This window comes from Bowmanella yangjiangensis, from assembly GCF_017255015.1.
Taxonomy (GTDB): Bacteria; Pseudomonadota; Gammaproteobacteria; order Enterobacterales; family Alteromonadaceae; genus Bowmanella; species Bowmanella yangjiangensis.
Window position 1 is genome coordinate 42,496 of record NZ_JAFKCS010000016.1, and the last position, 24,010, is coordinate 66,505.

At 50.4% G+C, this 24,010-nt stretch carries 26 protein-coding genes; 23 read left to right on the forward strand and 3 right to left on the reverse strand.

The genetic code is table 11. From position 1 onward, the window contains the following. Positions 1 to 13 precede the first annotated feature (13 nt). The 11 genes from flhF to J0A65_RS15330 all read left to right on the forward strand — a co-directional run bounded on the left by flhF (position 14) and on the right by J0A65_RS15330 (position 9,935). Positions 14 to 1,315 (forward strand): flagellar biosynthesis protein FlhF, encoded by a 1,302-nt coding sequence (flhF, locus tag J0A65_RS15280; RefSeq protein ID WP_206595186.1) that lies wholly within the window; start codon positions 14 to 16, stop codon positions 1,313 to 1,315. Next, positions 1,312 to 2,184 carry a MinD/ParA family protein gene (locus J0A65_RS15285; protein WP_206595187.1) on the forward strand — a complete coding sequence of 291 codons (873 nt, stop codon included), beginning with the start codon at positions 1,312 to 1,314 and terminating at the stop codon, positions 2,182 to 2,184. Before flhF ends, J0A65_RS15285 begins: the two co-directional genes overlap by 4 nt. Beyond that, complete coding sequence (locus J0A65_RS15290; protein WP_206595188.1) at positions 2,181 to 2,906, forward strand: RNA polymerase sigma factor FliA; 726 nt, start codon at positions 2,181 to 2,183, stop codon at positions 2,904 to 2,906. Before J0A65_RS15285 ends, J0A65_RS15290 begins: the two co-directional genes overlap by 4 nt. Positions 2,907 to 2,952: 46 nt before the next feature. Continuing rightward, the gene (cheY, locus tag J0A65_RS15295) at positions 2,953 to 3,336 is read left to right on the forward strand and encodes a chemotaxis response regulator CheY (RefSeq protein ID WP_206595189.1); all 384 of its coding nucleotides are present in this window, start codon (positions 2,953 to 2,955) and stop codon (positions 3,334 to 3,336) included. Between the two features lie 35 nt (positions 3,337 to 3,371). Next, positions 3,372 to 4,118, forward strand: a complete 747-nt coding sequence (locus tag J0A65_RS15300; protein ID WP_206595190.1) for a protein phosphatase CheZ — start codon at positions 3,372 to 3,374, stop codon at positions 4,116 to 4,118. 13 nt (positions 4,119 to 4,131) lie between these two features. Continuing rightward, entirely contained in the window at positions 4,132 to 6,333 is a 2,202-nt protein-coding gene (locus J0A65_RS15305; protein ID WP_206595191.1) for a chemotaxis protein CheA, read from the forward strand. Beyond that, positions 6,333 to 7,439, forward strand: a complete 1,107-nt coding sequence (locus tag J0A65_RS15310; RefSeq protein WP_206595192.1) for a protein-glutamate methylesterase/protein-glutamine glutaminase — start codon at positions 6,333 to 6,335, stop codon at positions 7,437 to 7,439. The genes J0A65_RS15305 and J0A65_RS15310 overlap by 1 nt, the downstream gene beginning before the upstream one ends. A gap of 35 nt (positions 7,440 to 7,474) precedes the next feature. Next, complete coding sequence (locus J0A65_RS15315) at positions 7,475 to 8,251, forward strand: ParA family protein (protein ID WP_206595193.1); 777 nt, start codon at positions 7,475 to 7,477, stop codon at positions 8,249 to 8,251. Beyond that, entirely contained in the window at positions 8,251 to 8,928 is a 678-nt protein-coding gene (locus tag J0A65_RS15320; RefSeq protein ID WP_206595194.1) for a chemotaxis protein CheW, read from the forward strand. The genes J0A65_RS15315 and J0A65_RS15320 overlap by 1 nt, the downstream gene beginning before the upstream one ends. A 23-nt stretch (positions 8,929 to 8,951) precedes the next feature. Further along, on the forward strand, positions 8,952 to 9,440 hold the full coding sequence (locus J0A65_RS15325) for a chemotaxis protein CheW (protein WP_206595195.1): 489 nt from the start codon (positions 8,952 to 8,954) through the stop codon (positions 9,438 to 9,440). A 90-nt stretch (positions 9,441 to 9,530) separates the two neighbouring features. Next, positions 9,531 to 9,935, forward strand: coding sequence for a DUF2802 domain-containing protein (locus tag J0A65_RS15330; RefSeq protein WP_232849984.1), 405 nt, complete (start codon positions 9,531 to 9,533; stop codon positions 9,933 to 9,935). 136 nt (positions 9,936 to 10,071) lie between these two features. Here J0A65_RS15330 and J0A65_RS15335 read toward each other — a convergent pair whose 3' ends face one another. Beyond that, positions 10,072 to 10,383, reverse strand: a complete 312-nt coding sequence (locus J0A65_RS15335; RefSeq protein WP_206595196.1) for an EscU/YscU/HrcU family type III secretion system export apparatus switch protein — start codon at positions 10,381 to 10,383, stop codon at positions 10,072 to 10,074. A gap of 4 nt (positions 10,384 to 10,387) precedes the next feature. Then, entirely contained in the window at positions 10,388 to 12,541 is a 2,154-nt protein-coding gene (gene fliK, locus J0A65_RS15340; protein ID WP_206595197.1) for a flagellar hook-length control protein FliK, read from the reverse strand. Positions 12,542 to 12,728: 187 nt separating this feature from the next. Here fliK and ccmA point away from each other — a divergent pair, with 187 nt between their 5' ends. The 12 genes from ccmA to J0A65_RS15400 all read left to right on the forward strand — a co-directional run bounded on the left by ccmA (position 12,729) and on the right by J0A65_RS15400 (position 23,052). Further along, a complete protein-coding gene (gene ccmA / locus J0A65_RS15345) occupies positions 12,729 to 13,352 on the forward strand; it encodes a cytochrome c biogenesis heme-transporting ATPase CcmA (protein ID WP_206595198.1) in 624 nt (207 codons plus the stop codon). Next, on the forward strand, positions 13,349 to 14,017 hold the full coding sequence (gene ccmB, locus J0A65_RS15350) for a heme exporter protein CcmB (RefSeq protein ID WP_206595199.1): 669 nt from the start codon (positions 13,349 to 13,351) through the stop codon (positions 14,015 to 14,017). The genes ccmA and ccmB overlap by 4 nt, the downstream gene beginning before the upstream one ends. 23 nt (positions 14,018 to 14,040) lie before the next feature. After that, positions 14,041 to 14,787, forward strand: a complete 747-nt coding sequence (locus tag J0A65_RS15355) for a heme ABC transporter permease (protein ID WP_206595200.1) — start codon at positions 14,041 to 14,043, stop codon at positions 14,785 to 14,787. A gap of 2 nt (positions 14,788 to 14,789) precedes the next feature. Continuing rightward, complete coding sequence (ccmD, locus tag J0A65_RS15360) at positions 14,790 to 15,020, forward strand: heme exporter protein CcmD (protein WP_206595201.1); 231 nt, start codon at positions 14,790 to 14,792, stop codon at positions 15,018 to 15,020. Further along, complete coding sequence (ccmE, locus tag J0A65_RS15365; RefSeq protein WP_206595202.1) at positions 15,020 to 15,496, forward strand: cytochrome c maturation protein CcmE; 477 nt, start codon at positions 15,020 to 15,022, stop codon at positions 15,494 to 15,496. The genes ccmD and ccmE overlap by 1 nt, the downstream gene beginning before the upstream one ends. A 3-nt stretch (positions 15,497 to 15,499) precedes the next feature. After that, positions 15,500 to 17,479 carry a heme lyase CcmF/NrfE family subunit gene (locus J0A65_RS15370; RefSeq protein WP_206595203.1) on the forward strand — a complete coding sequence of 660 codons (1,980 nt, stop codon included), beginning with the start codon at positions 15,500 to 15,502 and terminating at the stop codon, positions 17,477 to 17,479. Next, entirely contained in the window at positions 17,476 to 18,045 is a 570-nt protein-coding gene (locus tag J0A65_RS15375; protein ID WP_206595204.1) for a DsbE family thiol:disulfide interchange protein, read from the forward strand. Before J0A65_RS15370 ends, J0A65_RS15375 begins: the two co-directional genes overlap by 4 nt. After that, positions 18,042 to 18,500 carry a cytochrome c-type biogenesis protein gene (locus J0A65_RS15380; protein ID WP_206595205.1) on the forward strand — a complete coding sequence of 153 codons (459 nt, stop codon included), beginning with the start codon at positions 18,042 to 18,044 and terminating at the stop codon, positions 18,498 to 18,500. The genes J0A65_RS15375 and J0A65_RS15380 overlap by 4 nt, the downstream gene beginning before the upstream one ends. A gap of 2 nt (positions 18,501 to 18,502) precedes the next feature. Next, the gene (gene ccmI / locus J0A65_RS15385; protein ID WP_232849991.1) at positions 18,503 to 19,711 is read left to right on the forward strand and encodes a c-type cytochrome biogenesis protein CcmI; all 1,209 of its coding nucleotides are present in this window, start codon (positions 18,503 to 18,505) and stop codon (positions 19,709 to 19,711) included. Further along, on the forward strand, positions 19,711 to 20,517 hold the full coding sequence (locus tag J0A65_RS15390; protein WP_416135312.1) for an MlaA family lipoprotein: 807 nt from the start codon (positions 19,711 to 19,713) through the stop codon (positions 20,515 to 20,517). The genes ccmI and J0A65_RS15390 overlap by 1 nt, the downstream gene beginning before the upstream one ends. Before the next feature lie 222 nt (positions 20,518 to 20,739). Continuing rightward, positions 20,740 to 22,029, forward strand: coding sequence for a Vi polysaccharide biosynthesis UDP-N-acetylglucosamine C-6 dehydrogenase TviB (tviB, locus tag J0A65_RS15395; RefSeq protein ID WP_206595207.1), 1,290 nt, complete (start codon positions 20,740 to 20,742; stop codon positions 22,027 to 22,029). A gap of 3 nt (positions 22,030 to 22,032) precedes the next feature. Continuing rightward, on the forward strand, positions 22,033 to 23,052 hold the full coding sequence (locus J0A65_RS15400; RefSeq protein ID WP_206595208.1) for an SDR family oxidoreductase: 1,020 nt from the start codon (positions 22,033 to 22,035) through the stop codon (positions 23,050 to 23,052). A 150-nt stretch (positions 23,053 to 23,202) separates the two neighbouring features. On the opposite strand, the gene J0A65_RS15405 is transcribed toward J0A65_RS15400, so the two are convergent. Then, positions 23,203 to 23,937 carry a L,D-transpeptidase family protein gene (locus J0A65_RS15405; protein WP_206595209.1) on the reverse strand — a complete coding sequence of 245 codons (735 nt, stop codon included), beginning with the start codon at positions 23,935 to 23,937 and terminating at the stop codon, positions 23,203 to 23,205. Between the last annotated feature and the right edge of the window lie 73 nt (positions 23,938 to 24,010).

Here is a 24,010-nt window from a genome sequence, read left to right on the forward strand (position 1 = left end):
GTAGGGGGTAAATGTGAAGATCAGACGTTTCTATGGCAAAGATATGCGCGACGCTTTAGCTCAGGTCAAAGATGAACTGGGGGGCGATGCAGTCATTATGTCCAACAAGAAAGTGGCAGATGGTATCGAAATAGTGGCGGCCTATGATCGTGAACCGGTAAGAAAAACACCAGCTCCTAAATCCGGCGCGGATGTCATCGCTAAACCTAAAGTTGCTGCCAGCAGTCTGTCTAAAACTCCCAGCCTTAGCGAGATCATCGGTGACTCAGGACCAGACAGCCTCAAAGCACTGCTAGAAAAACAAAGTCAGCAGACTCCAGCGGCCCAACCTGTGGTTGAACAGAGCGTTTCTGCCAGTCCCAAAAGTGCGCCGGTTGCTCGGCATGATGATGCAGAACTGAATGATATCCGTCAGGAGCTGAAATCTCTGCGTAATGTGTTGGAATTCCAGGTGGCGGGACTGATAAAGCAGGAAAGACAACAGGCCAGGCCTTTGCATGGTTATCTTATCGACAAGCTGGTTCGCATGGGCATCACCCCGTCCCTGGCCGAGCAGGTAGTTTCATATGCGCCCGCCCAGTGCGAAGAGCGAGATGCTTGGGTATTCTTACTCAAACTGTTAGCCAACCGTTTGCATACCACGCAGAATGATATTCTGGGCAAAGGCGGCGTAGTGGCTTTGATGGGGCCAACAGGTACAGGTAAAACCACCACTATTGCCAAACTAGCCGCCCAATATGCACAACGTCACGGTGCTAATCAGGTTGCCCTGATTACCATCGACAGCTATCGCATTGCGGCCTATGAGCAATTGTCTACTTACGGCAAGATTATCGGCTGCACTGTCAAGAAAGCCGCCAGTGGGGAGGAATTATCCGATTTACTTCACCAGTTCCGTAACAAGGGCCTGGTTTTGATTGATACCGCCGGATTTAGTCAAAGAGACACCAGACTAATCAAACAGTTAGATACTTTGACTCAATCATCCTATGCTAATATCAAACATTATCTGGTGCTGGCTGCCAATGCTCAACATCGAGTAATGGAGCACCAGTTGGCAACTTATCAGCAGATTTCTTTGCAAGGTTGTATTTTCACTAAACTGGATGAGTGTTACAGTCTCGGCGAAGCCATCAGCCTGGCCTTGGAGCATCGTTTACCCGTCGGTTATTTGACGGATGGACAGAAAGTACCCGAGGACATTAAAGTGGCTGATGCCAAGTACATAATTTCTTGTGCAGCAAGGCTGTTTAAGCAGTATGCTTTAACTCCCACAAGAACTCAGCAGGTTGTAAACTCAGCAGTATCATTATGATTGAGGATCAAGCGAGTAGCTTAAGACGAATGAACCAGCCCAATCTCATTAAAGTTATCGCCGTCACCGGTGGCAAAGGCGGGGTGGGAAAAACCAACATCACGCTGAACACTGCTATTTCGATGGCTAAGCAAGGAAAACGGGTTCTGGTTTTGGATGCCGACTTGGGGTTGGCCAACGTCGATGTTATGTTGGGCCTGCGGGTCGAAAAGAATCTTTCCCATGTGTTGTCAGGTGAATGCCTGCTCGAAGAAGTCTTGGTTGAAGGCCCATATGGCGTGAAAATCGCGCCAGCGACATCGGGCTCGCAGTCCATGACGGAATTAACGCCCACGGAGCATGCCGGTCTAATCCGCGCTTTTAGCGAACTGCGCAGCAAAATTGATGTGCTGATTGTAGATACCGCTGCCGGTATCTCGGATATGGTGCTGAGCTTTTCACGGGCAGCCCAGGACATCATGGTGGTGGTATGTGATGAGCCCACCTCGCTCACCGATGCTTACGCGCTAATTAAGATACTGAACCGTGACCATGGTGTGTTTCGTTTTAAAATTGTTGCCAACATGGTGCGTAACGTCCGTGAAGGTCAGGAACTCTTTGCTAAACTGTCCAAAGTAACTAACCGTTTCCTGGACGTTGCTCTGGAATTAGTGGCCACCATTCCGTTTGATGAAAATATTCGTAAAGCGGTGCGTCGTCAGAAGTCGATAGTGGAGGCTTACCCAAGCTCTCCGGCCGCTGTGGCTATTTCTAATCTGGCCAAGCAGGCGCTACGGTGGCCAATCCCTACCCAGCCGGGGGGACACTTAGAATTTTTTCTGGAACAGTTGGTTAATCAGAATTCCGCGGTACACAGAGATAAAGAGTGAATAATAAAGCAGCCGCCTATCAGCAATTCGATAGTAAAACCAAGCTGGTTGAGCAACACGCCTCGCTGGTTAAACGTATCGCGCATCATCTGATGGCTCGCTTGCCTGCCAGTGTATTGGTTGACGATTTGATTCAGGCTGGCATGATTGGTTTGTTGGAAGCGGCCAAAAACTTTGATGGTTCTAAAGGTGCCAGTTTTGAAACCTTTGCAGGCATTCGCATACGGGGTGCCATGCTGGATGAAATTAGAAAAGGTGATTGGACACCCCGCTCTGTGCATAAAAATAGTCGCGCTATCGCTGAGGCTATCCAATCTGTAGAGCGTGAAACTGGCGGAGATGCCCGTGATGCCGATGTGGCCGCTAAGCTTCAGGTTAGCCTGGATGAATATCACCAGATGCTCAATGAAGTGAATGCAGGTCGTTTGGTAGGTATAGAAGACCTTGGGGTGACTGAGGATGTAATCAGTACTGAGCAAACACGAGGGACGGATGCACCCTTTGATGATTTGTTACAAGGATCGTTTCAAAAAGCGTTGGCCCATGCTATTACTACCTTGCCTGAACGGGAAGCCATTGTGCTCTCACTCTATTATGACGAAGAACTGAACCTCAGAGAGATCGGCGAAGTCCTTGAAGTCAGTGAGTCTCGGGTCAGTCAAATCCATAGCCAAGCCATGTTGAGACTCAGAACTCGCATGCAAAGCTGGCAAATGGAATAAAATTTAATAAGAATAACAGTTGGTTGAATCCTCACTGGAGGCAGTTTTGGATAAAAACATGAAAATTCTTGTTGTCGACGATTTCTCGACGATGAGACGTATCATCAAGAACTTACTGAAAGACCTGGGCTTTACCAATGTTCAGGAAGCTGATGACGGCAGTACCGCTTTGCCCATGCTGCAACAGGGGGATTTTGATTTTGTCATTACGGACTGGAACATGCCGGGAATGCAGGGTATCGACCTGCTTCGCGCTATCCGTGCCGATGACAACCTCAAACATACTCCCGTGCTGATGGTCACGGCGGAAGCGAAGAAAGAGCAGATCGTAGCGGCGGCCCAAGCCGGTGTTAATGGCTATGTTGTGAAGCCCTTCACCGCAGCCACGCTAAAAGAGAAACTCGAAAAGATATTTGAGCGCCTTGGGTAGTCCCTGGCGGATCCTAACGCATAAGGAACGCCTTAATGACGATTACCGAGCAAGCTCCTGTTTCGCTTGAGGATGCCCGCCAGTTGGTGGCATTGCTTGAGCAGGGAGATAATCAGGGAGCGGCACAGTTATTGGAGTCCATCACTATGGCGGATTCCATGGAGCTGTTTGCGGAGGTGGGTAAGCTGACCCGCCAACTGCACGATTCCCTGAATAACTTTCAATTAGATGCGCGTATCGCGGATTTGGCGCAGGAAGATATTCCTGACGCACAGAGTCGCCTCAATTACGTCATTGAAACCACCGAAGATGCTGCCAACCGCACTATGGATGCGGTTGAGACCAGTATGCCAATTGCAGAACGCTTGAATGCCCAAATAAACGGTATCTTGCCCGAATGGAAGAAACTCATGACCCGGCAGCTACAGTTGGGCGAGTTTAAAGCTCTCTGCCATAATATGGACAAGTTCCTTGATCAGGCCAGCGGCGATTCTGCCAAACTCAATGAGCTACTGACCGAAGTGCTGATGGCACAAGGGTATCAAGACCTCACCGGCCAAGTTATTCGCAAAGTTATTGATCTAGTTAAAGAAGTAGAAGACAGCTTAGTGCATATGCTAACGGTGTTTGGCGAGCCTGAGATCGACGAAGATGCCAAGCAAGCTAAAAAAGAGGCCAGCAAGGAAATGGCTGAAGGGCCAATCATTGATGCGGCTAGCCGGGATGATGTGGTAACTGGTCAGGATGACGTTGATGATCTACTTTCAAGCTTAGGGTTTTAAGGGGAATTGATGCATGGCCTTTGACGTTGATGAGGATATCCTGCAGGACTTCCTGGTTGAAGCGGGAGAAATTCTCGAACTGCTGCAAGAGCAACTGGTTGATTTGGAAAATAATCCTGAAGATGCTGACTTGCTCAATGCTATTTTTCGTGGTTTCCATACCGTCAAAGGTGGTGCCGGGTTTCTGTCACTGACAGAACTGGTTGACGCCTGCCATGGTGCCGAGAACGTGTTCGATGTGCTGCGCACCGGCAAGCGTCAGGTAACTGCAGAATTGATGGATGTCATCCTGCAAGCGTTAGACAGCATCAATGAAATGTTCGCTAACGTCAAAGCCCGTGAGCCGCTGGAACCGGCGGCCCCCGAGGTACTTGAAGCCCTGCATCGTTTAAGTAAGCCTGAATCGGAAGATGAGGTGGCCAGTACTCCTGTCGAGCCCGAACCAGAACCTATTCCTGAACCCGAAATGAGTAGTGAAGCGTCAACTGGTGGCAGCATTGACGATATCACCGAAGATGAATTTGAAGCCTTGCTTGATGAACTTCATGGCCCCGGTGGTCCTTCAGCGGCTAATACAACGGCACCTGCAATAGACTTGAATATGGGTGATGAAGATATCACCGACGACGAATTTGAAGCCCTTCTGGACCAGTTGCATGGTGAAGGCAAGTTTAACGCACAAAAACAGGCTGCTTCATCTGCTCCTGCCACACCTGTTTCGGGCCCAGTAGACGGCGACGATATTACTGATGATGAATTTGAAGCTTTGTTGGATCAGTTGCATGGTTCCGGCAAAGGGCCTGGGGCAGAAAAGGCCGGTGCCAAACCTGCCGCTAAAGTTGAAACTGCTAAGCCTAAAAGCGATGCCAAAGGTGTCAGTGCGCCGGTGGCTAAAGCCGAGCCAGCTAAACCTGTGAGCAAGCCGGTTGCCAAACCCGCTGAAGACGAAGATGAGGATAAGGCTGCTAGTACTGCTTTACGAGGCGCAGATAAGAAAGCTGCTGCCGCGCCACCGCCTGCGGAAACCACAGTTCGGGTGGATACCAAACGTCTGGACCAGATAATGAATATGGTCGGTGAATTGGTATTAGTACGTAACCGTTTGTTAAGCCTTGGGGTTAACCTGAATAATGAAGACATGTCCAAGGCTATTGCCAACCTGGATGTGGTAACGGGGGATTTGCAAGGTGCGGTGATGAAAACCCGCATGCAGCCCATCAAGAAAGTCTTTGGTCGATTCCCACGGGTGGTTAGAGATTTAGCTCGCAGTCTGAAAAAGGAAATTAATCTTAATCTGGTTGGGGAAGAGACAGACCTGGATAAAAACCTGGTCGAGGCTTTGGCTGACCCGTTGGTGCACTTGGTTAGAAACTCTGTTGATCACGGTATTGAGATGCCCGATGAACGGGAAGCATCCGGCAAAAAACGCACAGGTACAGTGACCTTGTCTGCTTCTCAGGAAGGCGATCATATTCTGCTTACCATTGAAGATGACGGTAAGGGCATGGATCCCGAAAAACTTAAAGATATCGCGATTAAACGTGGCGTGTTGGATGTGGATGCGGCCGCCCGTATGTCGGATGTAGAAGCCTTCAATCTGATTTTTGCCCCCGGTTTCTCTACAAAAACAGAAATTTCGGATATTTCCGGCCGTGGCGTGGGTATGGATGTGGTGAAAACCAAGATCAACCAGCTAAACGGTACTGTGCATATCCATTCCGAAAAAGGTGTGGGAACACGACTGGAGATTAAGGTACCGCTGACCTTGGCGATATTGCCAACTCTGATGGTTATTGTCGGTGAGCAAACCTTTGCGTTGCCGTTGGCGGCAGTGAGCGAAATTATTAATGTTGATATGAGCAAGACCAACACAGTAGACGGTCAGCTCACCATGATTGTTCGTTCAAAAGCGATACCGCTGTTCTATCTGAAGGAATGGTTGCATCGTAGTAAAGGAAAAGTACAGATTGAACGCAGCAAAGGTCATGTTGTGGTGGTGCAGATTGGCACCCAACAAGTAGGTTTTGTCGTAGATGCCCTGATTGGTCAGGAAGAAGTGGTAATTAAACCCTTGGATGCCTTATTGCAAGGTACGCCCGGTATGGCAGGGGCGACTATTACCAGTGACGGCGGTATCGCATTGATTCTGGACATTCCAAGCCTACTAAAGCGTTATGCGAAAAAGGCCTTAAAGACAAAAAAAGCAATTAACTGATGCAATATAAGGTTCTGGTTGTCGACGATTCGACATTCTTTCGTAGACGGGTTTCTGATTTCCTCAACCAGGATCCGGGCCTGACGGTAGTGGGAGAGGCCAAGAACGGCCAGGAAGCCATCGATATGGCCGCTAAATTGCGGCCTGATGTAATCACCATGGATGTCGAGATGCCGATCATGGACGGTATTAGTGCGGTGAAGCGCATTATGGCCAGTAATCCGACGCCGATTCTGATGTTTTCCTCTCTAACCAAAGATGGTGCTCAAGCGACATTAGATGCATTGGATGCCGGTGCATTAGATTTTCTGCCGAAGAAGTTCGAGGATATTGCTAAGGAACGGCAAGAAGCCATTAGTTTGCTTCAGCAGCGGGTTAAAGCCTTAGCCAGACGCCGGGCATTTTCCCGACCCAGTTTGCTTAGGACAACACCCAGCCCGGTTGCCAGCTTGCGAGACAGTAGGGCTGCAGAGACAAAGCCAACGGTTAGCGTTGAATCTGTCCGTCCACCAAAAGCCAGCGGCAAACGCTATTCCGCCTTGGCTATTGGCGCGTCCACCGGCGGCCCTGTGGCACTGCAAACTATTCTAACCAAGTTGCCAGCGAACTTTCCTTATCCTATTTTCCTGGTGCAGCATATGCCGGGCACCTTTACCACGGCCTTTGCCGGGCGGATGAATAATCTTTGTCAGATTAAGGTTAAGGAAGCTGAAAACGGCGATCTGATTGAACCCGGCTGTGCTTATCTGGCCCCCGGGGGGAAGCAGATGTTGGTCGACGGCACCAGCCGCTCATGTCGAATTCGTATTGTGGATGACCCGGGTCTGGACAACATTACCTATAAGCCCAGTGTCGATTTAAGCTTTGCCTCACTGGGTCGGGTTTATGGCGGCGATCTATTAGCTGTTGTTTTGACTGGTATGGGTGCAGACGGTCGTGAAGGCTGTCGGTCTCTTAAGCAACGTGGCGCGACTATCTGGGCGCAAGACGAAAAGTCTTGTGTGGTTTACGGAATGCCTCAGGCCGTGACGGCTGCTGGACTGTCTTCGGCCAGTCTGGCTTTAGGTGATGTTGCTTCGCATATTTTGGCCGAGATGCCTGCCTGAGGCAGGCTGGCTTCTATTCCTGTAAGGGCTGAGTTGTGATTGTCTGGACAGTGGCGAACCAAAAAGGTGGGGTAGGTAAAACCACGACGACAGTGACATTAGGTTCCTTATTGGCCCTAAAGGGCAAAAAGGTATTGCTGGTCGATACCGATCCCCATGCTTCGCTTAGCTATTACTTCGGTGTGGATTCCGAAGAACTCTCCTCGAGTTTGTATGACGTGTTTTTGGCGCATAAGAGCCTGACTGCCGACAGAGTGTTGGACAGTTTGTGCCCAACCAAGTTTGACTCCTTGTTTATTCTGCCCGCCACTATGGCTCTGGCAACGCTGGATCGCAGTATGGGCCATCAGGGCGGAATGGGGCTGATAATTAAAAAGGCCTTGGAACTGGTAGAGGACGAGTTTGACTTTGCAATTATGGATTGCCCCCCGGTACTGGGTGTATTGATGGTCAATGCACTGGCGGCCTGTGAGCGAATTTTGATTCCGGTGCAGACCGAGTTTTTGGCCCTCAAGGGCCTAGAGCGCATGATGCATACCCTGGAGATTATGAAAAAGTCCCAGCCGCGTGATTACACTTACACTATTGTTCCCACCATGTACGACAAACGCACTAACGCGGCACTAGAAGCCTATAAGAAATTGCGTGCGACCTACGGGGATTTGGTTTGGAATGGTGTGGTACCTGTAGACACGCGTTTTCGGGATGCCAGTCAGGCACAAAGCCCGCTACCTGTTTTTCACCCTCGTAGCCGGGGGGTCTATGCTTATAACAGCTTACTGAATTTCCTTTTGAGTCAGGAGCCGAATTAATGAGCAAGGGCCAGTTCGCCAATGAAAAGGTGATGGAGGATTACCTGTCAGCTCTGCTTACCGAAGAGGTAGTGATTGAACAAGCGCAGCGCCAAACTGTGGCTAAGTTGCTTGAAGAGGCTCAGCCCTTTGTTCAAGAACCCGAGATAGTAACAGAGGTGCAAGCCCCGCAGCTTGCTGAGCCTTTTGAAGCCAGGCCACAGGAGCAAGAGACACCTGAATATCGCCAGGGCCAGTTTCAGGCGCTGTTATTTGATGTGGCGGGTTTAACCCTGGCAGTTCCTTTGACTGAGCTGGGTGGGATCCACCAGTTTGAAAAGGCCTCACCCTTAATCGGTAAGCCGGATTGGTTTAAAGGTGTTATGCTGCACCGTGATGAAAAGCTCAAGGTTGTGGATACCGCACGTTGGGTGATGCCAGAAAAATACTCAGAAACACTGGCAGAAGCCTTAAATTATCAATATCTTATTATGTTAGGAACCAGTGGTTGGGGGCTTTGCTGCGAATCATTGGTAGATACGGTCAGCTTGCATCAGGATGATGTGAAATGGCGCGAGAATCAGGGCAAGCGTCCCTGGTTAGCTGGGCTGGTCAAGGAGAAAATGTGTGCCCTGATCGATGTTGGCGCATTGGTCGCACTGTTTGAACAGGGGTTGGGCAGTAAAGATGCAGATTAATCCGCTAGTCGGGAGCGAAGCATATGAGTGATGACAGAAACAGTAATGCAGCCATAGATAACGACGAAGTCCTGCAGTGGGTGACCTTCAGATTAGGAGAAGAAACCTACGGCATCAACGTGATGCAAGTGCAGGAAGTGCTGCGTTATACCGAGATTGCTCCGGTACCGGGAGCGCCGGATTACGTGTTAGGTATTATTAACCTGCGCGGTAACGTAGTTACGGTCATTGATACCCGTGCCAGATTCGGTTTGGACGCCAATGATGTCTCTGACAACACCCGTATTGTGATTATTGAGTCAGAACAGCAGGTAGTGGGTATTTTGGTGGATAGTGTCGCTGAAGTGGTGTACCTGAAATCCTCCGAAATCGACAGTGCTCCGAATGTGGGTACTGAAGAAAGCGCCAAATTTATTCAGGGCGTTAGCAACCGCGATGGCGAGCTACTGATCCTGGTTGATTTGAATAAGTTGCTGACGGACGAAGAATGGGATGAAATCAGCAGTATGTAACGGCTGATTCGGTAAATAAACACCCGCTTAGCCGGGTGTTTTTGTATCTGACTAAGGAACCATATGGCTTGGATGGGGATTGGAATAGGATTGGCACTACTGGTCGGCGTTATGCTGGTGGTGGTTCTTTTACGCCAGCAGGCCGCGTTAAGCGTTAGCCAGACTCAGGTCGGGCAGCAAAGCTCAGAAGTTGAAGCCCTGCGAAAGGAGTGCCAGGCCTTGGCCGCGGAGTTGCATGAATTGCGTGCCGGTAGTATTGGTATGGGGCAGAGGATCAAACAACTGGAAAGCAGACAAAGGGCCTTTGACAACAGTTTGCGGGAGACCCGTGAACAACAGCAGGAATTAGCTGAAATGGATCCCGACACTAAGCTCTACAACAGGGCGGTGAAACTACTGCAGCAAGGGGCATCGGTAGATGAACTGATGCATGAATGTGAACTGCCACGTGCTGAGGCCGAACTATTGTTTAGCATTCACGGCAAGCAGAGTTAGGAGTTAGGAGTTAGGAGTTAGGAGTTAGGAGTTAGGAGTTAGGAGTTAGGAGTTAGGAGTTAGGAAAATATTTGTTATATCCGAGTGCTCAGTCAATACTTATCTGCCTCACGCCTCACGCCTCACGCCTCACGCCTCACGCCTTGTCATCCATCTTGCCATGCATATTGTTCCAGCTGTTGGGGAATTTTCCCTGTAGCACATAAGAAAAAGCAATCAGTTCAGCGATGACAATATACAGCTCCCGCGGTATTTCCTGACCCAGATCGAGACTATTCAGAAAGCCTGCCAGTTGCTCATCCTCGTGGACCAAAACACCATGTTCTTTCGCCAGGGCAATAATTTCTTCGGCTAACTCGCCAAAGCCTTTGGCAATAATCTGCGGTGCTTGTTTAGGGTTATCTGCCTGATATTGGATACCGACGGCGCTTTTAGGTTTGTCTGTCATATCACTAAGCCTGTGTCTCAAAGACCTGGTAGGGTCTCTGTTGCAGATGTTCAGGGATTTTACCCAATTGGCATTGGCTGTGATTAACCTGAATACCCAGTGCCGTCAGGCGTTTTTTCAAATGTGGAATGAATTGGATCACCTGATCCCGAAGGGCGGCATTGGCGGCATAAAAGTCCAGTTCCACTTCGGTCTGGTAGAGCCGCGCTTTGGCCAGTAAACCACCTAGCTCACCAATTTCCAGTTTCATGGTTAGGTTCCATTGCCTGTCAGCCGAGTGTTTGCTCTTACTCTTTTTGTCAGGTGGTGGTTCGCGGCGTATCAGCAACTCAATATCACGACGGACTTCTCCCTGAGCTATGGGTAAGTTGTAGTAAAAGCTATCCTGACCCTGAAGCTGAGTTTCAACGCCACGTAATTTAGCGTGACTGTGCCCGCCAAGCAGCCGCCCCAAAGTGTTGAGTAATTGGTGTCGTTGCTCAAGCTGAGCCATATCCGACAGATTTCGCTGGTTAACTGGCGTTGAACTGGTGCTTGGGCGCACGGTTTCCAACAAGGCATTTAATCCGTCCAGTAGTTTCTGCCCCTGACCGGCTTGCAACTTACCACTCTGATTGGCCAGTCTGGATGTCAGCGCAACCTGCAACAAGGTCACTAATGCGCCCACCAAGCCTTGGCTGCTGTTCGTTGTGACCAATTGCAGCGGTGTTAGATTCAATGCCGGTGTAGTCAGCAGGCTGCGCAGTGCTGCAGCATCCTGTTCATTGCCCTGCGGCAAGCTCTGCTTCAGGTGTTGGCTAAGTTGCTGCAAAAGCTTACCAGTATCCGTGGCAACGGTCCGGTTATCCGCTAATGCCGTATCAATCTGGTTGAAAAGCCGGGCAGGAGAGTCCTGCTGGCTCATCAAACGGCGCCCCAGGTCCTGGAATTTTTGCAGCAAGGGGTCTTGCAGATCAACCCTTTGGGCTGCTTGTTGGGTTTTGCTAAGGCTTGGCTGTTGTTCCTGTACTGTTCCCGATGTGACAGGCCCATTTTGTAACTGTGTTGGTGAGGGTTGCCCGGTGATAACCTGACCTTCCACTTTAATTGGGTTTTGAACCTGATTAAGTGGCGTAGCGGGTGCCTGCATCCCTTGAAGCAATTTGCTGGTGTCCAGGGTTGTAGGCGGTGCAGCAGAGGAAGTGGGAGCTGACACGGGGGGCGCTGAGCCCACTGTGGGCTGCAGGCTGGAAATCATCTGCTGCAGTACCGGTTTTCCAACTACCAGCGTCGCGACGGGTTGTGCCCTGTTTAACAATAGTTCGGGCTGACTGCCGGTCGGCCATTGCAATTTGACTGACTGCACTTGTCCCTCCGGGCCAAGCAGTAAGGGCATCAGAGACTTCTGCTGGACGATGGGCAACTGACCAACCCATTGTTTAAGCTGAGCAAGGTCCAGATTTTGAGGTTTACTCAGTGCTTGTACAAAACGAAACAACTCAGTGCTTTGTTTGGGTATTGGCCATTCGGCAGTCGCCGCCTTGGCGCTAGGTGTATGACTTGAGGGGCCGGACGAGGAGAGCTTAGGTTCTGCTGAACCTGATTCACTCAGTTTCACATTTTGTGCATCAATTTTTATTGTCCATTGGCCTTGCTGGCGTTGATAGTTGACTTCCACCGGCTGGCCCGGACGCAGTTCTGGCAGCGGAGCAGACAATGACAGCCTGAGCGTCTGACCTTGAACATCAAGTATCAGCGCGGCAGCCTGCTGATTCAGCACTCTGGCGGGAAAGCTCAGCGTGTCGGGCAATCCTTGCTGATTATTGACGATAGCGGTGAGCAAACTATTGAACACAGCGCCCCCCAGCGGTATGGACTGTTGGCTTGTTGGGGCCGGGGTGGCAGTAGTCTGCGTATAGAAAAGTAAACGCCCGCCGTCCTTATTGTCGGTGAGCAACTGATAGAGTTGGCCGTTTTGTAGCTTACCCTGCAGGTCCTTGGCATTGATAACAACCTGGCGGTTAGCCAGGCTCAACAGCAGTTGGTTGCCGGGTAACAGTTTGACTTCTACCTGACTAAGCTGTGCGGCGACGTTATCGGGCAGGGTTAAACCGGCCTGCTGCATTTGTCGCATGGCATTGAGCAGGGCTGACTGAGGAGATAATTGCAGTTCTGACATAGGCTCTTATCGACAGACATCGCGCTTAGCTGAATGTCAGGTGGGTTATTTAATAGAATTTTTGATGATCTCGATCAGTATATCAAGGGCCGTGAAAACATCCCCAACGGCGACCGTCTATGCTATTATCCGCCGGTTTTTGTGTAGTGCATCGCATTAAGAATGCCAACCACCTAAAAGGCTAAGTTTGTCCTTACTATCGGTTAACAAATTATCTTGCGTAAAGCGTGATCGCATTTTGTTTGAGGAATTGGGCTTTAGTATGCAAGCGGGTGAACTGCTGCATGTTCAAGGTCCCAATGGCGCAGGCAAAACCAGTTTATTACGGTTGCTGGTAGGGTTGTCGCTACCGGATAGTGGCAGCATCCAGTGGCGTGGAGAGGATATCCGCCGAACTCCTGGCCAGTATCAGAGTGAACTCTGTTATTTCGGCCATAAACTGGGTGTGAATCTGGCGTTAAACGCCATAGATAACCTGCGTTTTTGGTGTCGTATGCAAGGGTTACCTACCAATCAGGATCTTTATCCACTGCTTGAAACCATGGGTTTGGTGGGATTAGAAGAGCTTCCCGCCGGGCAATTGTCTGCAGGTCAGCAGCGTCGTATTGCCCTGGCTCGTTTCTGGTTGAAATCCTGCCCTTTATGGGTACTGGACGAGCCTTTTACCGCCTTGGACAAACAGGCGGTCGCGCTACTTAAATCGCGTCTAGCTGAACATTTGCAGAGTCAGGGCCTTATCATTATGACCTCTCATCAAAGCCTGGACTTTCCCTTGCCGGTGCGCGAGCTGCATCTGGAGTACCGCTTATGATAGCCAGACTAACCGGCTTATTAGGGCGTGAGATGGCGCTGGCCTATCGACAGAAATCCGAATTGATCCAGCCACTGATATTCTTTGTATTGGTGATTAGTTTATTTCCTCTTGGTGTAGGACCCGGCCCGCAGATGCTGCAAAAAATTGCCCCCGGTGTAATTTGGGTGGCGGTGTTACTGTCTTCGCTGTTGGGTATGGAGCGGCTGTTCCGTGACGATTTCAGCGATGGCTGGTTGGAACAGATGATGCTAAGCGGTTTGCCACTGTATGCGGTGGTGCTGGTGAAAGTGACTGCTCACTGGTTGACCTGCGTATTACCATTGCTGTTGATTTCGCCACTGCTGGCCCTGTTTTTGAACCTCACCCCAGAGATGTATGTCGCGCTGCTGTGCAGTTTGCTGGTCGGTACCCCCCTACTGAGCCTTGTGGGTGCTACGGGTGTTGCGCTGACTCTGGGGTTACAACGTGGCGGCGTATTACTGTCGCTGTTACTGTTGCCGCTGTTCATCCCATTATTGATTTTTGCCACCTCGGCGGTGGATGCGGCCTCAATGCAACTTCCCTATAATGGCCAACTAGCCATTATAGGGGCGCTGTTGTTGCTGGCACTGGCGTTGACGCCTGTGGCCACCGCACATGCTTTGAAAATCAGTCAGAATTAAAAAACTATCAGGTGCAACTGACTATGTGGAAATGGTTACATCCATACGCTAAAACCGAACGGGCCTTTGCCCTTTGTAGCAAACTGCTGCCATGGTGCTGGGGTGGTGCCGCATTGGGCTTGGCTATCGGCCTGGTCTGGGGGCTGGCTTTTGCCCCGGCCGATTACCAGCAAGGCGATTCATTTAGAATCATATACTTGCATGTACCCAGCGCAATTCTGTCAATGGGGGCATACAGCGGTATGGCTATTGCTGCCTTTATTGGGCTGGTTTGGCAAATCCGTAGTGCCGACATGGCGGTTGCCGCTATCGCGCCGGTAGGGGCGGTGGTCACTTTTGTTGCACTCTTTACCGGTGCTGCCTGGGGCAAGCCCATGTGGGGCACTTGGTGGGTGTGGGATGCCAGACTGACCTCAGAGCTGATTCTGCTGTTTCTTTACCTGGGTGTGATGGCGCTCTATCAATCTTTTGAAGACAAGCAACAAGGCGCCAAAGCGGCTGGTATTTTGGCCCTGGTTGGGGTGGTGAATTTGCCTATCATTCATTACTCCGTGGAATGGTGGAATACCCTGCACCAAGGGGCGACTATAACCAAATTTGGCAAACCCTCTATTGCGCCGGAAATGCTCTGGCCGCTTCTTATCAGTATTGTCGGCTTAGGGCTGCTGGTTGCAGCGCTGAGTCTGTATCGATTACAAAGTGAAATGATCCGCCGTGAAATGCACCGCCCCTGGGTGCAAGCCATGTACCGTCAACAAGAGGGCCAGTAACCATGCATTTTGAGAGTTGGTCAGCCTTCTGGGCCATGGGTGGATATGCATTTTATGTCTGGCTGGCGTTCGGCGTCAGCGGTTTGGCCTTGCTGCTGTTGATTGTACAGAGCGTCAAAGCGCGCCGTAGTCTGCAGACAACCTGGCAGGCCGAACAGGCCAGGCAGCAACGTATTGCTGCCAGCCGTGCCCGCCAGCAACAGAATTCTAAACTTGCTGAAGAGGTGGATTGATGAATCCAAGACGTAAACAACGGCTGGTGGCCTTTAGCGCAGTGATCCTGGTGGTCGGTGGTGCTATTGGTCTGATGCTCTATGCCTTGGGGCAGAACATTGATTTGTTCTACACCCCAACCGAGTTGGTAGAAGGCAAAAAGGGCGTGAAACCCCAGGTCGGTCAGCGCCTGCGAATTGGTGGTATGGTGGTACCCGGGTCGGTGAAACGCGTTGACGACAGCCTGGCGGTGAGCTTCGACCTGGTCGATACCGGGCCTGTTGTTACTGTCAGTTATCAGGGCATTCTGCCTGATCTGTTCCGCGAGGGGCAGGGTATTGTCGCCACCGGCGTATTAACTGCTGCGAACCATATCGAAGCAGAAGAAGTCCTGGCCAAGCACGATGAGGAATATATGCCTCCAGAGTTGGCCGAAGCCATGAAAGGGATTAAACACGTTAAACCATCCGAGGCCGTCTACGGCGATAAGGGGTAGGTGATGCTGGCAGAATTAGGTCACTTTTCGCTGGTTCTGGCGCTGCTGATGGCCATCTTGCTGGCTATTTATCCCATGTGGGGTGCCCAGCGTGGTCAGGTATTGCTGATGCAAACAGCCAAGCCGCTAACCGTCGGGCTGTTTCTTTTTACCCTGTTTGCCTATCTGTGTTTAACCCAGAGCTTTCTGAATAACGACTTCTCTATCGCCTATGTCGCGCATAACTCCAACAGCTTACTGCCTTGGTATTATCAAATCACCGCGGTGTGGGGGGGACATGAAGGGTCGTTTCTGCTGTGGGTATTGATCTTTGCTGCCTGGGCCGTGGCCGTTGCCATGTTCAGTGGTGGCATTCCGCAGGATATCCTGGCACGGGTATTGGCCATTATGGGCATGGTCGGAATAGGATTTTATCTGTACATCCTGCTGGCATCTAACCCATTTGAACGTTTATTGCCCTTCTTTCCGGTTGATGGACGCGACTTGAATCCCCTGTTACAAGACTTTGGTATGATCATTCATCCACCTTTGTTGTATATGGGCTATGTGGGATTCTCCGTGGTGTTTGCCTTTGCCATTGCCGCCTTGGTGGCTGGCCGTTTGGATTCCACCTGGGCTCGCTGGTCAAGACCCTGGACACTGGCCGCCTGGGTATTTCTAACCCTAGGCATTGCACTGGGCAGTTGGTGGGCATACAAAGAGCTTGGCTGGGGCGGTTGGTGGTTCTGGGATCCGGTTGAAAACGCCTCTTTTATGCCCTGGTTGGTCGGTACTGCGCTTTTGCACTCATTGGCGGTTACCGAAAAACGTAAAGCCTTTAAGTCCTGGACGGTTTTGCTGGCCATTGCGGCTTTCTCATTGAGCCTGTTGGGTACCTTCCTGGTGCGCTCCGGCGTGTTGGTATCGGTACACTCCTTTGCCTCTGACCCTACCCGTGGTCTGTTTATTCTGGGCCTGCTTGTGCTGGTTATCGGTGCGTCACTGCTGCTGTATGCGCTTCGCGCACCGCAACTGCGTAGTGTTGGACGCTATGAGTTGTTGTCCCGGGAGACCATGCTGATAGGCAACAACATTCTGCTTTGCAGTGCCACGTTAGTGGTGTTGATGGGGACCTTGTTACCTTTGGTACATAAAGAGTTAGGACTGGGTTCTATCAGTATTGGAGCACCCTTTTTTGACCAGATGTTTGTTTATCTAATCGTACCTTTTGTGCTGCTGATGGTGATGGGGCCGCTGAGCCGTTGGAAGCACCAGACATTGCCGGCACTACGTAATCAAATGCTGGCTGGTGTTGGGCTGAGTGTCGTGGCCGTGGCATTGCTGAGCTTTGGTCGTGATGGATTGTCTTACATGGCCACGTTGGGTATGGCACTGTCGGTGTGGATCGCGATTGCAACAGTGCAGGAGATTCGCCAGCGTTTATCCGCAAGTAAACAAGGGCTGGCCGGTCTGACTTCTCTGACACCCAGTCATTGGGGGATGGTAATGGGGCACCTGGGATTCGCCGCCATGATTATGGGCATAGCAATGGTAACCAGCTATAGCGTTGAGCGGGATGTGCGTATGACTCCCGGAGACAGCATTGAGCTGCAAGGTTATGAGTTCCGTTTTCTGGGGGTTGAGATTCTTAAGGGGCCGAACTATTCAGGCCATGTAGCCAAGCTTGATGTATATGAAAATGGCCGTAAGATCAGCCATTTGGAAGCGCAAAAACGCTTCTATACGGTGCAGCGCAATATGATGACCGAAGCGGCAGTAGATCCTGGTTTTACCCGTGATCTATACGTCGCCCTGGGTGAACAACTTAACAACGGCGACTGGGCCTTACGTGTTTATGTCAAACCCTATATCCGCTGGATTTGGGGCGGGGCAGCGCTGATGGCCATTGGTGGCTTACTCTCCATGAGTGACAAGCGCTATCGGATGAGCAAACTGGCTAAGGTTCGTGTTAAGTCCGAAGCCATGGCAGGAGAGGCAGCATGAAGCGCATAGGCTTATTTTTGTTGCCGCTGGGATTGTTTCTGCTAATCACGGTGTTTTTGCTACAGGGGCTTTTCTCAAACCCCAGGGATATTGAGTCCAGCCTGCTAAATCAACCAGTGCCAACGTTTCGCTTGCCAGATGTGATGGATGCCTCCATCGAATATGGCCCTGAGGTGTTTGACGGTGAGGTAACACTATTGAATGTGTGGGGTACCTGGTGCGTCACTTGCGCTATTGAACTGCCGTTTTTAACCGAACTGCGTCAACAGGGCGTGCGCATTGTCGGTCTTTATTACGAGCAGAACATGGATCCCGACTTTGGTGGTAAGACCCTGCCTGAGATTCGATTGGATATCGACAAAACCCTATCTCAATTAGGTAACCCCTATGTGTTTAATATCTTTGATGAGCAGCGGGATACCTCTATGGACTTCGGTGTCACTGGGGCGCCTGAAACTTTTCTGATTGATCGCCAAGGCAAGGTGCGGCTGCACCATGTGGGTGACTTGAATGAGCGGGTATGGCAGACCAAATTCCTGCCTTTGTATCAGGAGCTAAGCCAATGAAAAAACTGCTATGTGCATTGGCCATGATGTTACCCCTGTCGGTCTTTGCTGTTGAAGAAGTCTATAGCTTCGCCAGTGATAAACAGCGTCAGGAGTTCAAAGAACTGACCGAAGAGTTGCGTTGCCCGAAATGTCAGAATCAGAATATCGCTGATTCTGACGCGCTGGTTGCCCAGGATCTGAAACGCAAGGTTTATCAGTTGATGCAACAAGGTAAAAGCAAAGGCGAAATCATTGATTACATGAAAGACAGATACGGTGATTTTGTTTATTACCAGCCACCGCTAAATCCAGCCACCATACTGCTGTGGCTTGGGCCCATCGCCTTTATCGGTGGGGCAGCCTTGATGGTCGTCAGAAGGCGTCGTAGCACAGTGTCCGAGTTGGATGCGGCACTTTTAGCCCAGGCTGAACAACTGCTGGACAAAGATCAAACGCAGGAGAACAAACCTTGACCATGTTTTGGATTGCCGTCGCGGTTATGGCTTTACTGGCCGCGTTCCTGGTCGCCTGGCCTTGGCTGGGTAAAACCTTTAATAAGACAGTGGATGGCCAAAGGTTAAATGTGGCGTTAACGCGCCAGCGCCTGCAAGAATTGCGTCGAGAGGTGGCTGAAGGGTTAATTGAAAGTAAGGATCTGGAAACTGCCGAGCAGGAGCTAAAGCTGGCCCTGGCGGTTGAGCAAGGTGAGGCTGAACAACAACGTGCGACAGGCAGCAAAGCCGTATTTATTGCTGGTTTACTGATAGCTGTGATGGTGAGTGCATTGAGTTATTGGAAGGCTAATGAGATTGATGCGCTGCAGGATTGGCAACAGGCTAATTCGCAGTTGGCAGAGCTGGGGCGCCGAGTGGTAGTGGAAGCCGATCCGACCGTAACGGTGGATGAATTACAACGCTTCGCACTTGCTTTGCGCACTAAGTTGAATGCTGAACCCGCGGCGCCAGAAGGCTGGTTATTGCTGGGGCGCTTATATGCCAGTTTGAGTCGCTTAGACAGTGCAATTGAAGCCTACGAAAAATCTTTAAGCCTTGACCCTGAGCGGGGGGGCACCTTGCTAAGTCTGAGTCAGGCATTGGTGATGGTAGGCAATGAAGAAAGCTTGATCAGAGCGAAACAACTTTTGACAAAACTTCAGTTGCAGGAGCCGGAAAATCAGAGCAGTCTTGGGCTGCTTGCTATTGCGGCGTCTCAGTTAGGTGATACCCCTCTGGCAATCAAAAGTTGGACTGCCCTAGGCGCCATGTTGCCCGCCGACGATCCTATGCAGGCTTCCATACAGCAGCGTATTAGTGAACTAAGCGGCATGTCCAGCACCCGTCTGCTGGTGCAAGTCGCGCTGAGTGAAGAGGTGAAAGCGCAACTACCAGAGCAGGGTTATCTGATTGTGTTTGCCCGCAGCAGTGATGGCGCCATGAAAATGCCGGCAGCCGTGATTAAACAACCGCTGTCAGTATTACCTATTGAAATTGAGTTGTCTGATAGCAATGCAATGTTGCCCAACTACAATCTATCCAGTCTTGCGCATGCTCAGGTGATCGCGCGGGTTTCCCGGGACGAGAATGTCGAAATCGCACCCGGTGAATTGCAGGGCGAAATTCAGCTTGAGGTGGCGAAAGGTACCACCATGCGTGCCGAGATACTGATCGATAAGGAATTGAATTAATGAGATTGAACAAGTGCCAATTGGGCTTGTGCTTATTGTTACCCGCTTTGCTTTTGGGCGGCTGTGCCAATCAGGGCGCTGCTGAACAAGCTGCCGCTGCACAAACCAATGCAGTGGAACAGAATAATGACGTGAAGGGCGATCCAAGAGATCCACTAGAATCTTTTAACCGCGCCATGTGGACCTTCAACTGGGATTACCTGGATACTTATGTTGCCCGCCCGGTCGCTGTGGTTTACCGCGATTATATGCCAGGGTTTGCCCGTACCGGCTTACATAACGCCGCCTCCAACCTGGAAGAGCCAGCCAACACGGTTAACAACTTGTTGCAAGGCAAGGTGGGTGACTCCATGGTCAGCCTGGGACGTTTCCTGCTTAACTCTACCGTAGGTCTGCTCGGCACCATTGATGTTGCTGGTGAGATTGGTATGGACCGCAAGGGTGAAGAGTTCGGAGAGGTGCTAGGGGTCTGGGGCTTAGGTAATGGGCCTTATGTTATGCTACCAGTGTACGGTGCCAACGATGTGCGTGGCGGTGTCGGGGATTTAGTTGATTCTGCTTACTGGCCAATGGATACCCTGAGTCTCCCCTTAAGTTTGTTTCGCTGGGGGATTGATGCGGTTGAAACCCGTATTAAGCTGATGGATCAGGAGCAATTACTGGATGGTGCAGTAGATCCCTACGCGCTGGTTAAAGATATCTATTTCCAGAATACAGAGTTTAAGGTGAAAGACGGTAAGGTCGAACAGAGCAAAGAAGACAAACAGCTCGACGATGATATTGATGCCTATTTAGACCAACTCTGAGTTCTGACGCTTTAAATATCCTGGGGCGGATTCTTTACCGCCCCTGTTTATCCAGTGACAGTAAATCAATAGCACTTTTTCTACCTTTCCTGGATCCGGTCTTTTCATTTGCCAGATTTTGTCACTAAGTGACAAAAAATTGGCTATTGCCGTTGACTTACTATCCAGATCCATCACCATAGCAAAAATCAAAAAATTGATGGAATTTTGAGGGACAAGTCAATGGAAAAGCAGTTGCTCAATGGTCAGGAAGTGAGCCTGGCTGTTATCGGTTTAGGTTATGTGGGATTGCCGCTGGCGGCTGAGTTTGGCAAGAAACGACCGGTTATTGGTTTTGATATTAATGCCAAACGTATTAAAGAGTTGCAGGAAGGGGTGGATTTTACCCTGGAAGTCAGCAAGGAAGAATTGGCTGAGGCTTCTCAGCTTAGCTTCAGTTGCGATTTGGAAGACTTGCGCCGTGCCAACGTATTTATTGTTACTGTACCGACTCCCATTGATAATTTTAAGCGTCCAGATTTAACCCCCTTAATCCGCGCCAGTGAAACCATTGGCAAGGTGCTTAAGCAAGGGGATATCGTAATTTATGAATCCACGGTTTATCCGGGTGCAACGGAAGAAGACTGTGTGCCTGTGCTGGAGCGAGTGTCCGGGCTGAAGTTCAACCAGGACTTTTATGCCGGCTACAGCCCAGAGCGAATTAACCCGGGTGATAAAGAACACCGGGTGTCCACCATCAAAAAGGTGACCTCTGGTTCCACTCCCGAGGTTGGCGTGCTTGTGGATGGTATCTATCGCGAAATCATCACCGCCGGAACGCATCTGGCTAGTTCTATTAAAGTGGCGGAAGCCGCCAAAGTAATAGAGAACACCCAGCGTGACGTAAATATTGCCCTGATTAATGAACTGGCCATCATCTTTAACCGCCTGGGTATAGATACACTGGAAGTACTGGAAGCGGCAGGTACCAAATGGAACTTCCTGCCATTCAGACCCGGTTTGGTTGGCGGTCACTGTATTGGTGTCGATCCCTATTATCTGACGCATAAAGCGCAGGCCATTGGCTACCATCCGGAGATGATCCTGGCTGGCCGCCGCTTAAACGACGGTATGGGGCAGTATGTGGTATCTGAACTGGTCAAAGCCATGATTCAAAAGGGTATTCAGGTGCAAGGTGCTAAGGTACTGTTGCTGGGATTAACCTTTAAAGAAAACTGCCCCGACCTGCGAAATACCCGTGTGGTAGACATAGTTGATGAGCTTAAAGAATACGGTGTGGCGGTGGATATCCATGATCCCTGGGCTTCTCCGGAAGAGGCCATGCATGAGTATGGTTTGGAGCTAACCGCACAGCCCACCAGTGGTGCTTATGATTCAGTAATATTGGCTGTGGCGCATAAAGAATTCAAAGACTGGGGCAGTGAGAAACTCGCCTCTTTGTGTAAGGACAAGCGCGTAGTATACGACCTTAAGTATGCACTGGATAAATCGCTGACGGATATGAGGCTGTAAAGAATGGATAGATTCTCCCGCTTACTGAGCGAACTTAAACTTAACCCGCAAACCTGGTTGGTAACCGGGGTTGCCGGGTTTATTGGTTCGAACTTACTGGAGGCCTTGCTTATGGCCAACCAGAAAGTGGTAGGGCTGGATAATTTTGCCACAGGTCATCAACGTAATCTGGACGAAGTGCAGCAGTTGGTGGGCGAAGAGCGCTGGCAACAGTTTCGTTTTATTGAGGGCGATATTCGCGATAAGGCCACCTGTTTTGAGGCGGTAAACGGGGTTGACAGAGTGCTGCATCAAGCGGCGCTGGGTTCGGTACCTCGTTCGTTAAACGATCCTATTACCAGCAACGAAGTGAATATCAGCGGTTTTCTGAATATGCTGGTAGCGGCCAAAGAGCAAGGGGTGAAGGCCTTTGTTTATGCGGCGTCCAGTTCAACTTATGGCGACCATCCGGCTTTACCCAAAGTTGAAGAGAATATTGGCAAGCCTTTGTCGCCTTATGCCGTGACTAAGTACGTAAACGAACTGTATGCCGATGTATTTGCAAGGGCTTATGGTTTTAAATCAGTAGGACTGCGTTACTTTAACGTGTTCGGACGTCGCCAGGATCCAGATGGCGCTTATGCAGCGGTGATACCTAAATGGACCGCGGCTATGAAGCGTGGTGACGAAGTGATTGTGAACGGTGACGGCGAAACTAGTCGCGATTTCTGTTATATCGAGAACGTGATCCAGGCTAATTTGCTGGCGGCTATGACAGAGTTGGACAACAGTGAAGTGTTTAATGTGGCAGTAGGTGACAGAACCACCTTGAATCAGCTATTCCAGGCCATTAAGGATGCACTGGATGAACAAGGTGTGACGTACCCCAAGCAGCCCGTTTATCGTGATTTCCGACCTGGTGATGTGCGCCATTCTCAAGCGGATATCAGTAAAGCTGAAAATCTGCTTGGCTATGCTCCTCAGTACCGCATTTTTGAAGGCATCAGCCTGACCATGCCTTGGTATGTGGCCAATGTGGGCTAATGACTAGACGGCATTACCCGTATTTATTTTCAAAAGCGGGTGTGAAAAGCAAAAAGGGGCAGTGATACTGCCCTTTTGTCTTTTTAGTGCTCCCGCACATTCAGAAGCTGTGGATTGCGCGTAAAAGCAAATTGTTTAAAGCACAAGCCATTATGGCAGCGCCCACTCACTGCGTAACTTCTGATATTCGTCCTCGGGTAACAGCAGTAGTGCCGGGTGTTTTTCTGCTTCCAGCCAACCTAATAATTTATCCATAGCGCCTTCCGGCATCGCAGTGCATCCTGCGGTAGGCTTGTCTTTTGCACGCCACAGGTGCATGAATATACAACTTCCCGCGCCGGAAATATTACCGCCATTATGCTCCACCACTATGCCCTTTTTATATAAATCGTCACCATTATGCAGGTCGCGGCGCATCCCTTCTGTTGAACCCTCAACGGCCTTTTCACCCACTTTCTGGCTGTCTACTATCTGGTTGTAATAAGGTGAGCCGTTCACGTCCATACAGTAGTGACTGGATTGCATTTGCTCATAGGGCAGATGCAAATTGTTCAGCGCTTGATAACCAAAAGCTGTTGTCAGGCGAAATACTCCGGCTGGTGCTTTGCCGTCACCCTCCTGTTTTTGCTGCCCAGGTTGTTGGGGATGCAGGCCAATTCCCCACGCCATGCCGGTACGACCAATAGTCACAGGGGTCTTTATGTCTGCGGCTTGCCACTGGCCGTCTTGACGCTCATAGACCTGCATTTGTCCCTGAATGGCTTGCCAGTCCTTGGTGGTGACGACCACCAACTGTTCTACATCGCTCGGAACTTGCCAGTTTGCCAGGGCGACATTACATGCCAGTAACGCCGCCAGGGGGATAAGTTTCTTGTAATGTTTCATGTTACTCTGCCCATTGGTATGGAGGGAATGGTCCGATAATAGAACAAGTACCTCTGTGAATAAAATATTTAAT

Excerpts from the sequence above, each read along its gene's own strand:
- J0A65_RS15285 (WP_206595187.1), top strand. The coding sequence starts at position 1,312 with ATGATTGAGGATCAAGCGAGTAGCTTAAGACGAATGAACCAGCCCAAT.
- J0A65_RS15300 (WP_206595190.1), top strand. The coding sequence starts at position 3,372 with ATGACGATTACCGAGCAAGCTCCTGTTTCGCTTGAGGATGCCCGCCAG.
- J0A65_RS15305 (WP_206595191.1), top strand. The coding sequence starts at position 4,132 with ATGGCCTTTGACGTTGATGAGGATATCCTGCAGGACTTCCTGGTTGAA.
- J0A65_RS15310 (WP_206595192.1), top strand. The coding sequence starts at position 6,333 with ATGCAATATAAGGTTCTGGTTGTCGACGATTCGACATTCTTTCGTAGA.
- J0A65_RS15320 (WP_206595194.1), top strand. The coding sequence starts at position 8,251 with ATGAGCAAGGGCCAGTTCGCCAATGAAAAGGTGATGGAGGATTACCTG.
- J0A65_RS15325 (WP_206595195.1), top strand. The coding sequence starts at position 8,952 with ATGAGTGATGACAGAAACAGTAATGCAGCCATAGATAACGACGAAGTC.
- J0A65_RS15335 (WP_206595196.1), bottom strand. The coding sequence starts at position 10,383 with ATGACAGACAAACCTAAAAGCGCCGTCGGTATCCAATATCAGGCAGAT.
- fliK (WP_206595197.1), bottom strand. The coding sequence starts at position 12,541 with ATGTCAGAACTGCAATTATCTCCTCAGTCAGCCCTGCTCAATGCCATG.
- ccmB (WP_206595199.1), top strand. The coding sequence starts at position 13,349 with ATGATAGCCAGACTAACCGGCTTATTAGGGCGTGAGATGGCGCTGGCC.
- J0A65_RS15355 (WP_206595200.1), top strand. The coding sequence starts at position 14,041 with ATGTGGAAATGGTTACATCCATACGCTAAAACCGAACGGGCCTTTGCC.
- ccmD (WP_206595201.1), top strand. The coding sequence starts at position 14,790 with ATGCATTTTGAGAGTTGGTCAGCCTTCTGGGCCATGGGTGGATATGCA.
- ccmE (WP_206595202.1), top strand. The coding sequence starts at position 15,020 with ATGAATCCAAGACGTAAACAACGGCTGGTGGCCTTTAGCGCAGTGATC.
- J0A65_RS15370 (WP_206595203.1), top strand. The coding sequence starts at position 15,500 with ATGCTGGCAGAATTAGGTCACTTTTCGCTGGTTCTGGCGCTGCTGATG.
- J0A65_RS15375 (WP_206595204.1), top strand. The coding sequence starts at position 17,476 with ATGAAGCGCATAGGCTTATTTTTGTTGCCGCTGGGATTGTTTCTGCTA.
- J0A65_RS15380 (WP_206595205.1), top strand. The coding sequence starts at position 18,042 with ATGAAAAAACTGCTATGTGCATTGGCCATGATGTTACCCCTGTCGGTC.
- ccmI (WP_232849991.1), top strand. The coding sequence starts at position 18,503 with ATGTTTTGGATTGCCGTCGCGGTTATGGCTTTACTGGCCGCGTTCCTG.
- J0A65_RS15390 (WP_416135312.1), top strand. The coding sequence starts at position 19,711 with ATGAGATTGAACAAGTGCCAATTGGGCTTGTGCTTATTGTTACCCGCT.
- tviB (WP_206595207.1), top strand. The coding sequence starts at position 20,740 with ATGGAAAAGCAGTTGCTCAATGGTCAGGAAGTGAGCCTGGCTGTTATC.
- J0A65_RS15400 (WP_206595208.1), top strand. The coding sequence starts at position 22,033 with ATGGATAGATTCTCCCGCTTACTGAGCGAACTTAAACTTAACCCGCAA.
- J0A65_RS15405 (WP_206595209.1), bottom strand. The coding sequence starts at position 23,937 with ATGAAACATTACAAGAAACTTATCCCCCTGGCGGCGTTACTGGCATGT.